At 67.9% G+C, this 12184-nt stretch carries 10 protein-coding genes; 2 read left to right on the top strand and 8 right to left on the bottom strand.

The window, feature by feature from the left end; translation table 11 throughout:
* Positions 1-153 precede the first annotated feature (153 nt).
* Entirely contained in the window at positions 154-531 is a 378-nt protein-coding gene (locus M1L58_RS11980; protein WP_248659043.1) for a cupin domain-containing protein, read from the top strand.
* A gap of 10 nt (positions 532-541) precedes the next feature.
* Here M1L58_RS11980 and M1L58_RS11975 read toward each other — a convergent pair whose 3' ends face one another.
* The gene (locus M1L58_RS11975; protein ID WP_248659042.1) at positions 542-2239 is read right to left on the bottom strand and encodes a nucleobase:cation symporter-2 family protein; all 1698 of its coding nucleotides are present in this window, start codon (positions 2237-2239) and stop codon (positions 542-544) included.
* Between the two features lie 76 nt (positions 2240-2315).
* On the opposite strand from M1L58_RS11975, the gene M1L58_RS11970 reads away from it, so the two are divergent.
* Positions 2316-2804 carry an NUDIX domain-containing protein gene (locus M1L58_RS11970; RefSeq protein ID WP_248659041.1) on the top strand — a complete coding sequence of 163 codons (489 nt, stop codon included), beginning with the start codon at positions 2316-2318 and terminating at the stop codon, positions 2802-2804.
* A gap of 87 nt (positions 2805-2891) precedes the next feature.
* Here the strand turns inward: M1L58_RS11970 and M1L58_RS11965 are convergent, their stop codons facing one another.
* The 7 genes from M1L58_RS11965 to M1L58_RS11935 all read right to left on the bottom strand — a co-directional run bounded on the left by M1L58_RS11965 (position 2892) and on the right by M1L58_RS11935 (position 12122).
* Entirely contained in the window at positions 2892-4439 is a 1548-nt protein-coding gene (locus tag M1L58_RS11965; protein ID WP_248659040.1) for a PH domain-containing protein, read from the bottom strand.
* Complete coding sequence (locus tag M1L58_RS11960; protein ID WP_248659039.1) at positions 4426-4944, bottom strand: PH domain-containing protein; 519 nt, start codon at positions 4942-4944, stop codon at positions 4426-4428. The genes M1L58_RS11965 and M1L58_RS11960 overlap by 14 nt, the downstream gene beginning before the upstream one ends.
* Positions 4945-4998: 54 nt before the next feature.
* The gene (locus M1L58_RS11955) at positions 4999-5760 is read right to left on the bottom strand and encodes an SDR family NAD(P)-dependent oxidoreductase (protein WP_006866958.1); all 762 of its coding nucleotides are present in this window, start codon (positions 5758-5760) and stop codon (positions 4999-5001) included.
* A 67-nt stretch (positions 5761-5827) separates the two neighbouring features.
* Positions 5828-7642: an acyl-CoA dehydrogenase gene (locus M1L58_RS11950; protein WP_248659038.1), complete on the bottom strand. Its 1815-nt coding sequence runs from the start codon at positions 7640-7642 to the stop codon at positions 5828-5830.
* Between the two features lie 500 nt (positions 7643-8142).
* Positions 8143-9282 carry a LuxR C-terminal-related transcriptional regulator gene (locus M1L58_RS11945; protein ID WP_248659037.1) on the bottom strand — a complete coding sequence of 380 codons (1140 nt, stop codon included), beginning with the start codon at positions 9280-9282 and terminating at the stop codon, positions 8143-8145.
* A gap of 32 nt (positions 9283-9314) precedes the next feature.
* A complete protein-coding gene (locus M1L58_RS11940) occupies positions 9315-10697 on the bottom strand; it encodes an FAD-binding oxidoreductase (RefSeq protein ID WP_248659036.1) in 1383 nt (460 codons plus the stop codon).
* A gap of 213 nt (positions 10698-10910) precedes the next feature.
* Positions 10911-12122: a serine hydrolase domain-containing protein gene (locus tag M1L58_RS11935; RefSeq protein ID WP_248659035.1), complete on the bottom strand. Its 1212-nt coding sequence runs from the start codon at positions 12120-12122 to the stop codon at positions 10911-10913.
* Positions 12123-12184 lie beyond the last annotated feature (62 nt).

Raw genomic sequence — 12184 nt, 5'->3', positions numbered from 1 at the left:
TCAGTGCCTTGCTGAATTGGTGAAGAACGGGGCCGTCCCTGGAGGGTCGCAAAAGGGACCAGATCGCGCGCCTGCTGCGACCGAACCGCAAGGTCCGGGTTGTACCGTCAAGATGTCGGGATCAGCTCTCCATCGTCCGAAAGCGGCAGGATCATGACCGCCACCGAGCATCGCACCGAGCACCGTGACTTCGCCTCACCAGACGAGGTCCGCACCTTCGGCCACGGCCGGATGAACGTGCTCAACGTCGGGGATTTCGAGATCGGCCGGCTGGAGTTGCAGCCCGGCTGGCGATGGTCGGTCGACGTGAAACCGATCGCCGGCACCGAACTCTGCGAGGCCCCGCATTTCCAGTACCACGTGTCCGGGGTGCTGCACATCGTGATGGCCGACGGCACCGAGTTCGACGCCGGGCCCGGGCAGATCACGTCGCTGCCGTCCGGACACGATGCCTGGGTGGTCGGCGACGAGCCTGTGGTCACCGTCGACTTCTACGGCGCGAGCAACTACGCGAAGGCGGCCAGCGACTGACGTCGCGGGCTCACGAACCGCGCCGCGAGAACCCACCGTCGGTGTAGCCGTCCCAGGTCTCGAACACCCGCATCACCTTGGGATCACCGAGGCTCTTGATGTGGTCGCAGAGGTCCTTCGGGGTCGACGGGTTGGTCACGATGAACTGGTGGAGCGACGCGTCGTGATCGGCGAGGTAGCGCAGGGTCTCCGGCGGGGTGTCGGGGTCGGCGGCCGCGAGGGCGTCCCGCGGGTCGAACGCCGGTGCCCGGACGCCGTCGGAGGCCGAGACCGTGGGTTCGCCGACGACCGCGATGTCCCCGGTGTTGTGGTAGTCGACCGGATCGGACGACACGCTGCGGGTGTTGAGCAGCAGGTTCAGCAGGATCGCGGTGATGGCGCCGGCCGAGATGCCCGAGTGGAAGATGGTCTGGAACCAGTCCGGGAACTGCGAGTACATGTCGAGCACGACGTCGACCGGGGCATCGCCGAGAGCACGGTCGGTGTAGTAGATCTTCGCCTCGGTCAGCATCGCAACGCCCACCGAGATCGCGACGACGAGCACGTTGACGTTGTTGAACTTCACCTTGGTGAGGGTCCGGATGCCGCTGGCCGCGACCATGCCGAACAGTGCCACACCGGCGCCGCCGAGCACCGGGAGCGGGATGCCCTCGACGACCGCCGCCATCTTCGGCAGCAGACCGAGGACCACCAGGATGATGCCGGCACAGGTCGCCACGTGGCGCGTGCGGACGCCGGTGATGGCGACGAGGCCGACGTTCTGTGCGAACGCCGTGTACGGGAACGTGTTGAAGATGCCGCCGAGGACGGTGCCGAGTCCGTCGGCGCGCATGCCGTCGGCCAGGCGGCGCGGGGTGATCTTCTCGTCGACGATCTCACCGACCGCGACGATATCGCCCGTGGTCTCGGTCATGATCACCACGCCGACGATGATCAGCGAGATGATCGCGCTGATCTCGAAGGTCGGCGCGCCGAACTGGAACGGCTGCGGCACACCCACCCACGGGTATTCGCCGACCTTGTCCCAGTGGGTCATCCCGAACGGGATGGACACGAGCGTGCCGATCGCCAGGCCGAGGAGGATGGAGACACGGCGGACGGCGTCGGGAGCGAAACGCTCGATGGCGACGATGATCGCCAGGGTGAGGAAGCCGAAGCCGATGTTCTTCGGGTCGCCGAAGTCGGGGCCGGAGGCGGTGCCGCCGCCGAACCAGCCGGCCGCCACCCGCATCAGCGAGACGCCGATGATCAGGATGATCGTGCCGGTGACCAGCGGCGGAAAGAATCGGATGAGCCGCCCGACGATCGGTGCCACCGCGATCATGAACACGCCGCACGCGATCACCGAACCGTAGATGGCGGTGATGCCGTAGCTGGTGCCGATGGTAATCATCGGGCCGACGGCGGCGAAGGTCACGCCCTGCATCAGCGGGAGCCGGACGCCGAACCGCCAGAACCCGACGGCCTGCAGGATCGTCGCGATACCGGCGACGAACAGGTCGGCCATGATCAGGTGGACGATGTCGCCCTGCTGTAGCTGCCCGGCCCCGACCATCGCGCCGCCGACGATCAGCGGGACCGCGACCGCACCCGCGTACATCGCGAGCACGTGCTGGAAGCCGAGCGGGAACAGTTTGACAAACGGCGGGATCTCGTCGACCGGACGCGCACCGGTCTTCCCGTTCTTCACGACATCGAGTACCGACATGCCTGGTTTTCTACGGACCCGAGGTTTCCGCGAAGGCGCGTCCGTGTGTCGGCGGTGTTTCCGCGAAGATATATCGGTGACCCCATCCTCGATTCGCCGCAGCGCGGGCATCCTGTTGTTCCGACGCACCGGACCAGACGGCGTCGAAGTACTCATCGCCCACCCCGGCGGCCCGATCTGGGCGCGCAAGCCGGACGAGGGGTCGTGGTCGATCCCGAAGGGATTGCTCGACGCCGACGAGTCGGCCTGGGACGCCGCGCGTCGTGAGTACCTCGAAGAGATCGGCAGCCCGGTGCCCGACGGCCCGCACATCGACCTCGGCGACGTGAAACTCAAGAGCGGGAAAACCGTCATCGGCTTCGGCGTGGAGGGCGATCTCGACGTGACGACCGTCGTCTCCAACACCTTCGAGATGGCGTGGCCGCCGCGGTCGGGCCGCATGCAATCGTTCCCGGAGATCGACCGCGCCGAGTGGTTCGACCCGGAGACCGCGAAGAAGAAACTCAACCCCGCTCAGGCGGCGTTCGTCGACCGGCTGCTCCAGGCGCTACCCGACGCCGGGTGATCGACGATCCCGCCTGTCGGATTCCTTCCCGCCGATCGAGCTCGGTAGGCGGGAAGGAAATCACCATGCGGATGCGGGGCCGTCGACCTACTCGGCCATCGGACGGAGGAACGGTGCCACCCAGTCGGGTGTCACGTCGGAAGTGATCGCCGCGGCGGTCGCATCGTCGACGTCGACGAGCGAGTAGTGCTCGGAACCGGCGGCCGTCGCGAGGATCAGCGTGCTCACTCCGGCACGGCGTTGGAAGACCGATGACCGGCTCGCCCAGCCGATCACGCCGGCGCGGTCGACGACGATCCGCTGCCGGGCGACCGTCGGGGGAGCGATGACCACCGACCGGGCGGTGAGACGGTGACCGAGGTGCCGGGCCCGGACCATGCCGAGACCGATCGAACCCGCGAGCGCGAGCACACCCACGGCGATCCAACCGACCGGGATCGCGCCGCCGATGACCGCGATCGAGATCCCGACGAGGATCACCAGACCCGAGAGGAAGCCCCGGTTCAGGCGGCGGATGCGGGCGACGCGGCCGTGTCCGGTCAACGCGGTTGTCAGTTCGGACCGCTCGTGGGTGACGAGGTCGGCGACCCGCATCGCCTCGGACATCGGGGCCGGCGGCAGCAGCAGCGGGTGTTTGGTAGCACCGGTCGCGATCGCCTGCAGACGGGCACCCTTCAGCGGTCGCATGAGGATCGGTTCGGTCAGGTGGCTGCCGCGGATGCGCTTCTCGTCGAAGCTGATCGAGTTGGTGGTGAGCAGTCCGCGTTCGGTGCGCAGGGTCCCGTCGGGATGTCGGGTGAGGCGGAAGTCCCAGTAGCTCAGGACATATCCGATCACCGACAGGACGGCGCCGATGAGGATCACGGCCACCACGGCCACGGCGATGACCAGTGCGAGCGGGATCGACCGCACGGTGTCGAAGGCGTCGCGTGCGAGGCCGACCCCCTCGTCGAACATGCCTGCGTCGTTGGCGATCTGGACCCCGACGCCGGCGACCGCGGCGGCGATCGCGAGACCGCCCATCGAGAACGGTGAGTACCGCAGCCAGGCGTTCTGGAAGCTGGTGAGCACCTCGGGTGCGGCCGTCGGCATCTCGGCAGCGAACTGCTCCTCCGACGCTGCTGCCGCAGACCGGGTTCCGGCCGTCGGCATCAGGTTGTCGTGCAGGGCGCGCGCCTCGGGGAGGGTGACGGCGCGGAGTTTGACCTGCGACGCCTGTTCGTCGCCGCCGGTGCCGATGGTGACCTTCTGCAGGTTCAGTACGCGGTGGACGAGTGAGGCGGTGAGGTCGACGCTGCGGATCCGGTCGCGGCGGGCGGTGGCGACCTTCTTGGTGACCAGCCCGCTCCGGACCCGGACGTGTTCTGCGGTCACCTGATAGAAGGTGGTCAGCCACGGCACCACCGTCACCAGGGGCACGAGCACGACGGTGGCGAGAAGCGTCACCAGGGGCGCGCTCCGCCCGGCGAAGACCAGTGCGATGAGGACCGGAACCAGCGACGGGAGCGATTCGACGACGGTCACCGCCATCATCCACGGGGACAGTCGATGCCATTCGTCCGGTGCGTCGATGTGCAGGCCCGACGCCGGGGTGGCCGGCGGCACCGCACCGGGTTGCGGCTCAGGTCGCGTCATCGGTGAACGCCTGGGTGCGGATGGTCAGGTCGGATGCGGTCGCGCGGGCGAGTTCGGCGTCGAGCCCCTCGATGTGGATCGTGCCCGCCGACGACGCCGTGGTCACCGTGAGCTTCCCCAGTTTCAGCAACTGTTCCAGGGGACCGGCCTCGGTGTCGACGATCTGGATACGTGCGATCGGGATGATCACCCGGTGCCGGACGAACCAGCCCGATTGGGCGTACACCGCATCCTCGCTGACCTCCCAGCGGTGAAAGCGATACCGCCACAACGGGACCACCGCCGTGTAGAACACGGTCAGCAGGGCCAGGGCTATCGCGGCGAGCGTTGCACCCCACCGTGCGTCGGGTACGACGACCGCGACCACGATGGCCGCGATGGTCGCCGGTACGCCCAGGATCAACGGACCGATGCGCCACAGGGTCTTGGCGCGTGGATCGACCTGGTTGACCGGCTCACGCAGGGTGGGATGCAGCGGATTGTCGGGAGCGGGTACGGATTCCATTGCGATCAGTCTATGGCCGCCCCCGCCGCCGACTGCGGCAATCGCGTGTCGCTTCTAGGTGATCGTGACGCCACCGTCGACCGCGAGGGTCTGGCCGGTGACGTAACCGGCGGCCGCCGACGCCAGCCAGATCGCGGTGGCGGCGAGCTCTTCGCCGTGACCGGTGCGGCCCAGGACGACCCGCGGCATCTGCGAGTCGAGGTAACCGGGCTGGTAGGTGTCGGTCATCTCGCTCTCGAAGAAACCGGGGGCGATGGCGTTGACCCGGATTCCCTTGCGCGAACCCCACTGCTGGGCCAGGTCCCGGGTGAGACCGATGACGCCGGCCTTGCTCGCGGCGTAGGCGGCCTGCGGGAGCCCGGCGGTGGTGATGCCCAGGATCGACGAGATGTTGACGATCGCGCTGCCCGGTTGCATGACCCGCCCGCACGACTGCGCCATCCAGTAGGAGCCGTTGAGGTTGATGTCGATGACGTTCCGGAACTGCTCGGGCGTCTCACGGGTGGCGGGGTAGGCGGTGCCGACGCCGGCGTTGTTGATGAGGACGTCGACCTTGCCGAAGGTCTCCATCGCGGCGTCGACGACGCGCTGGCACTGCTCGGGGTCGGAGACGTCGGCGGGAACGACGAGAGCCTTGCGGCCCAGCGCTTCCACGGCGGCGGCGGTGTCGGCGAGCTTCTCCGCCCGGCGCGCGGCGAGCACCACGTCGGCGCCGGCCTCGGCGAAGCCGCGGGCGAAGGAGACACCGAGTCCCGACGAAGCGCCGGTCACGATGACCACCTTGCCGGTGGTGTCGAACAGATCCATCACGGACATCGTTGTCTCCCTTGCATGTTCCTACGTGACACGGCGCATCGGCGCCGCGTCGTGATCGGTGGTGAGGTCAGAACCAGGACGGTTCGACGTCGAGGGTGGTGCGGTCCAGAGCGGTCAGGAGGTCGAGCTGCGGACCGGTCTTCGGTAGTTCATACCGGAAGAAGTACTGGGCCGCTGCACGTTTGCCGTCGTAGAAGTCGCCGGTCCGGCCGTCCGCGGCGAGGAGTTGTTCGAGCCACATCCAGGCGACGACGATGTGGCCGGTGGCCTCGAGATAGAGCGTGGCGTTGGCGAGCGCGAGCTTCGGGTCTCCCGACGACCAGATGTGCGCGGTCACCTTGACGAGCCGGTCGACGGTCGACTGCAGGGTCTCGGCGTACCCGGCGGCGGCCGGCACCTCGCGTGCACGTGCGACGGTCGCGCCGATCGTCTCGGCGAGCAGTGCGAGGCCGGCACCGCCCTGCATGATCACCTTGCGGCCCAGCAGGTCGAGGCCGTGGATGCCTTGTGCCCCTTCGTGGATGGGGTTGAGGCGGTTGTCGCGGTAGTACTGCTCGACGTCGAACTCGCGGGTGTAGCCGTAGCCGCCGTGCACCTGGATCGCCAGGCTGTTGGCCTCCAGACACCACTGCGACGGCCAGCTCTTGGCGATCGGGGTCAGTACCTCGAGCAGCAGGTCGATGCGGGCGCGTTCCTCGGCGTCGGCGGTCGTCGCCGCCTGGTCGACGAGGACGCTGCAGTACAGCTCGAAGGCGAGTGCGCCTTCGACGTAGGACTTCTGGGCCAACAGCATGCGCCGGACGTCGGCGTGCTCGATGATCGGCACCGGCTTCGACGACGGGTCCTTCTGGTCGACGGGGCGGCCCTGCGTGCGCACCTTCGCATACTCCAGCGACGCCTGGTACCCGGCGTAACCCAGTGCGGTGGCGAGGAATCCGACGCCGATGCGTGCCTCGTTCATCATGTGGAACATGTAGGAGAGGCCACGGTGCTCCTCGCCGACCAGGTACCCGACAGCGCCGGGAGCGGAGCGAGCGGGCTGAGTGTCCACAGCACCGGGCGTGGGGTCGGGCGAGAAGGTGCCGTCGCCGAAGTTGAGCAGGCAGTTGGTGGTGGCCCGGTTGCCCATCTTGTGGTTGAGGCCCACCAGGGCGATGTCGTTGCGGGTGCCGTCCGGCAGGAACTTCGGGACGATGAACAGCGAGATCCCCTTGACGCCGGGACCGCCGCCGGGGGCCTTCGCCAGCACGAGATGCACGATGTTCTCGGTGAGTTCGTGGTCGCCGGCCGAGATCCACATCTTGGTCCCGGTGATCCGGTAGGTGCCGTCACCGGCCGGTTCGGCCTTGGTGGTGATGTCGGCCAGCGACGACCCCGCCTGCGGTTCGGACAGGCACATCGTGCCGGAGAAGCGGCCCTCGACGAGCGGGCGGACCCAGGTGTCGCGTTGTTCGGCGGTCGCGTACGCGGCCAGCAGGTTGGCGTTGCCGACCGTGAGGAAGCTGTAGGACGACATGGCCGCGTTCGCCGCCTGGAACCACACCGCGGACGCCTGCCGGATGACGGTCGGCAACTGCATGCCGCCGAGTTCCTCGTCGAAGGAGGCGGCGATGAGGCCGGCCTTGCGGAACTCGGCGAGGCCCGACACCACCTCGTCGGGGAGGACGACCTTGCCGTCGGCACCGATGTAGGGCTCGTTGGCGTCGCCGATCTTGTTGGCCGGGGCGAAGCACTTCATGGCGATGTCGGTGCTGAGTTCGAGGACGGCGTCGAACGTCTCGCGCGAGTGCGCCGCGAATCGGTCTCGTGAGGTCAGGGCCTCGACGTCGAGCCATTCGTACAGCAGGAACTCGAGGTCCCGCCGGGACATGGGTGTGGCCATCGCACTTCCTCGTGATCGGACCGCCGTTGTCGTGCCCGTCTCAGGGGCACCCGTTCATCATGCATCTACCGATCGTCCGCTCGGTATCCGACCCTCGATCGAGGAGTCACGTGCACGCGGTTCAGCAATGTACAGATGGTTGTCACGAGTGTCACACCTTGTCACTTTTCCTTGTCATGGTGCGCGGTCCCGTGATGGACTACGGACGATTCACGATCGTGAATAACATCGGTTATGGCGTGAAGATGCAGGTCGCGGGGACGGTGCCATTCGGCGGGGGTGGCATCGTCCCGACCTGCCCGTGCTCAAAGTGCGCCTCCTCTTGTCAGGGAGCCGACGGGTGTGCCGGCCCGCATGGACTGGAGCGACTTTGATACAACCGTGTGATGCAGGTAACAAACGTCTCACTGTGAGACGGCTGACCAAGTCGCCGGTCTGCCGACGACAAAACGAGGGCCCGTGATGCGGGCCCTCGGTGGGAATGTGCAGGTGAGGTGTGGTTATTCGGCCGACGCGTAGGAGCCGGACGGCGTGAGCGGATCGTTGAGACGCTGCGCGTACTGGTCGAAGTACACCCTGGCGATGAGTTCGCGACGGCTCCGGACCCCGGCCTTGTCGAAGATCGACTTCAGGTGATCCTGCACCGTGTACGCGGATACGTGCAGGGTCGCGGCGATGTCCTTGGTGGCGACGTTCTGCAACACCATCTGGGTCACGTCACGCTCACGGGCGGTGAGGCCGAAGGCCTCGACGACGAGCGGGATGATCTCCGGCGGGCGCGCCTCCTCGATCGTGATGACGACCTCTCCGGGCCGGCCGTCGACCGAGGACAGCGGGGACGCGTTGATGACGAGCCACATCCCCGATCTGCCGCGGACCCGCAGGCGCGGCGGTACCTGCGTCTCGCCGGCACCGTAGCGTCGTGCGGCGCCGATCAGGCCGTAGATGGGGTTCACGGCCGCCGCACTGTTCGGTCCCGCCGCGAGGTCTTCGATGCGCTCTTGACTGCCGGCGCTCATCTGCACGATCTCGTTGTTGCGATCGATGATCAGGACGGCGGGCCCGTTGTTGATCGAGGGCCGTTGTTCGGCGACGACCGTGCTGAGCAACCCGATCCGAACCCCGTGTGCGAGTGTCTGGGACAGCGAACCGAGGAAGTCGATCTCGTCCTCGGTGAACGGGCGGCACCCCGCGCCGCTGCGGAACATCGCGATCCCGGCCCACACCCGATCCCCGTCGCGGAGCACGACGCGCGCCTCGTCGTGGAAGCAGTACTCCGGGATCATGAGCCGCGTCATGCGTTCGGACTGCTGGGTCCGACCTCGGGTCAGGAGATTGAGGCCGACGGCATCGCGCTTCTGCGCCACCAGTTCTCGGTAACTGGACGGTTCGACCTGCCCATACTCGAGAAGCCCCCATTCCGGATCCTTGTGATCCTGACCGAGCAGGTCCCCGTACTTCCGGGCCGAGGTCAGCATGACCGTGTTGGGGTCGAAGGTGCCGATGCAGGCGGCATCGATGGGTACCGCACGACGCAACGACTCCACGGTTTCGGCGAAGAAGTCGTCGAGGCCGAGACCGGCGTGCGCCACGACTTCGATGTCGCGGCGCACGCGCTCGGCGGTCAGGCTCGATGTCATCTGGCAATCATGTTCCTGAGCTGCACCGATGTCTATCCCACAAAGCTGGGATCATCCACCCGGAGGACCCCGCTCGGGTCGTGACGGCGGCGGATCGTCTCCAGCCGCACCCGCTGTTCGGGCGTCCAGAGCTGCTCGCGTCCGGCGGCGTCGAGTCCGCAGAAGTTCAGCAGTGCACCGGCCGACCACGGCGCGACGGCCCGGGTGACCGCGGCCAGATGTGCGCCGACCTGGTCGCCGAGGGGACCGGCAGGCACGCCGATCGCGACGACGTTGAAGGCACCGTGGCGTCCGGCGACCGCGTTGGGTACGCGCTGCGGTTGCGTCAGCGCACCGCCCATCAGGCGGACCTCGACGATGGCCAGGGGGCTCGCGACGTGCGGTCCGGCGACCTCGAGAAGGGCATCGACGGCCGACGCCGGGAACTCGCGCAGGATGCTGCCGCGTTCGGCGGAGGGCATCGGGCCGGGCGGGTCCATGTGCACGGCGTCGAGAGCGGCGGTCGGGAGCACGTCGATGTTCTCGAGCAGGATGGGGCCGGCCGAGCGCATCGGGGCGAGAAGCGCTGCCGCGGTGGCCGGGTCGCCGGTGTGGGTGTAGCGGACGTGCACCGCGAGCTGGCCCTGCAACGGGGCCGGCAGGTTGGGGTCCGGCGGAAGGCGCAGGATCGCGACCGAGGTGCCGGCCTCCTCCGGCAGGGTCGGCGCCCACTCACGCCAGGTGTGGAGCACGTCGGCCGCCGCCGAGCCGGCGAAGAAGATGCCGCCGCCGTAGACGGTGGGGAGCTCGAAGAGTTCGAACTCGATGGCGGTGACGATGCCGAAGCCGTCGCGTCCGCCCAGGATCGCCCAGTACAGGTCCGAACCGGCCGAGGGGTCGACCGTTCGGATGATCCCATCCGCCGTCACCAGCTCGATCGACCGCACATGATCTGCGGCCCAACCGAATCGGCGTCCGAGCGGGCTGAGCCCGCCGCCGAGGTGGTAGCCGACCACGCCGACCGAGGACGACGAGCCGACCAGGCCGGTCAGTCCGTGAGGCGCGGTCGCCGCGGCGAGGTCACGCCAGCGGACACCGGCGCCGACGCGGGCGGTCCTGGTGACCGGGTCGACGACGATGTCGGTCATCCGCGAGGTGGTGACGACGACCGTGCCGCGGCCCTCGATCGGGGCCCCGTGTCCGGTGGCCCGGGCACCGACCCGCAGTCCGTTGGCCCGCGCGTATCGCACTGCGGCGGCGACGTCTTCGGCGCCGGTCGCGCCGACGACGACCTGCGCGGCCGGGATGGCCACCAGGTTGAAGCCGGTCAGTTCGGCGGTGTAACCGTCGTCGGTCGGTGTCAGGACGGGTCCTGCGACGGCGGTGACGAGGGCGTCGAGGTCGGTGAAGTCGATCGGTTCGGAGGTGATGGACACGGTGTGGTTCCTTCGCGGTTCGGTGGTCGGAGCGGACGGTGAAGCGGGGTCGGGTGCGGTCTTCGGCACCGCGGTTCCCGATGTGTTCATGGCACTCAGAGTCGCTGAGCACCTTTTGTTCCCGCTATCCCTCGAACGCCGGAAAAGTCGCGGCGGAACCTCTGGAACCGGTGCGCCCCCAGTTTTCTGGGAGTCCGGTCGGCAGGTTCTGGGTCAGACGCTGAGCGCGCGGTAGACCGCGGTCTCGAAGTCGAGGTACCCGCCCATGGAGGTCGGGTCGGCGAAGGGGAGGATCTGGGTGGCCCAGACGCCGCCGATCTTGTCGACCGGATCGATCCAGTAGTAGAGATTTCCCAGGCCGGCCCAGGACTGGGAGCCGGCCGGTCTGCCGGTGGGCACGTCGACGTCGTTGATCATGAAGGCGTAGGACCAGGATTTCGGTGTGCCGGGGAAGAATTCGGCGTCGTTGGACAGTTCCGGCATCACCCCGGGCAGCTTCTTCACCGTCAGGTCGCCGATGTGGTTCCGCAACGCCAACTCGACGACCTCGGGTCGGAGGACCTGGTCTCCGGAGTCGGATTCGCCGTCCCGCAACCACATCCGCAGGAACCGGAGGTAGTCGGGGACCGTCGAGTACAGACCCTGCCCGCCCATGTGGACCTCGGGGTCGCGGGTTCGCTCCCATTGGGGATCTGCGATGAGGGTGTTGCCGCGGCGGTGGTGCATGATCGCGCGACGGTGCCGGGTGTCGCCGGAGAGCGTGAATGCGGTGTCGGACATGCCGAGTGGCGACAACACGCGATCGCTCATCACGTCACCGAGGCGGCGGCCGGTGATGCCTTCGATGACCTGGCCGACCCAGTCGATGTTGGAGCCGTACTCCCACGCGGTGCCCGGATCGAACAGGAGCGGTGTGCGCAGTGCGGCGTGCGTCGACTCGGACATCGGCGGTTGCCGGTGCTCGGTTTCGAGTCGGTGGTAGGTCTCGTCGAAGAAGGAGTAGCCGAAACCCGCTGTGTGGGTGAGGAGTTGGTGGGTGGTGACGGCGGAGGCGGGTGGGCGCAGCCGTGGGTTGCCGTCGTCGTCGAATCCCTCGATCACCTCCAGGTCGGCGATGGCCGGGGCGTACTCGCTCGCCGGTGCGTGCAGGTCGAGCCGCCTCTCGCCGACGAGCTGGAGCGCGACTGTCGCGGTGATCGCCTTGGTCATGGAGAACAGGGCGAACACCGAGTCGGTGGTCATCGCATGATCGGCGTCGGAGGCCCTGAGCCCGACCGCCTCGAGGTAGACGGTCCGCTGGTCCGTGGTGACCCCGGCAACGACACCGGGCACCCGGGGTTCGCCGGTTGTCCGCTCGCGCAGGACCTTCCCCGCCTCCTCCGCGATCCGCTTCGGGTCCACGGTGTCGAGATCGGCGATACTCATGCGACGCCTCCTGGGCTCGAAGAGTGTTGCACATCACACTCTATCCGCGAGGTCGGCGTCAG

Origin of the sequence: Gordonia sp. C13, from assembly GCF_023218005.1 — a bacterium.
GTDB lineage: Bacteria > Actinomycetota > Actinomycetes > Mycobacteriales > Mycobacteriaceae > Gordonia > Gordonia namibiensis.
This window is presented reverse-complemented; position numbering and strand designations above follow the sequence as displayed.

Excerpts from the sequence above, each read along its gene's own strand:
- M1L58_RS11980 (WP_248659043.1), top strand. The coding sequence starts at position 154 with ATGACCGCCACCGAGCATCGCACCGAGCACCGTGACTTCGCCTCACCA.
- M1L58_RS11975 (WP_248659042.1), bottom strand. The coding sequence starts at position 2,239 with ATGTCGGTACTCGATGTCGTGAAGAACGGGAAGACCGGTGCGCGTCCG.
- M1L58_RS11965 (WP_248659040.1), bottom strand. The coding sequence starts at position 4,439 with ATGACGCGACCTGAGCCGCAACCCGGTGCGGTGCCGCCGGCCACCCCG.
- M1L58_RS11960 (WP_248659039.1), bottom strand. The coding sequence starts at position 4,944 with ATGGAATCCGTACCCGCTCCCGACAATCCGCTGCATCCCACCCTGCGT.
- M1L58_RS11955 (WP_006866958.1), bottom strand. The coding sequence starts at position 5,760 with ATGTCCGTGATGGATCTGTTCGACACCACCGGCAAGGTGGTCATCGTG.
- M1L58_RS11950 (WP_248659038.1), bottom strand. The coding sequence starts at position 7,642 with ATGGCCACACCCATGTCCCGGCGGGACCTCGAGTTCCTGCTGTACGAA.
- M1L58_RS11945 (WP_248659037.1), bottom strand. The coding sequence starts at position 9,282 with ATGACATCGAGCCTGACCGCCGAGCGCGTGCGCCGCGACATCGAAGTC.
- M1L58_RS11935 (WP_248659035.1), bottom strand. The coding sequence starts at position 12,122 with ATGAGTATCGCCGATCTCGACACCGTGGACCCGAAGCGGATCGCGGAG.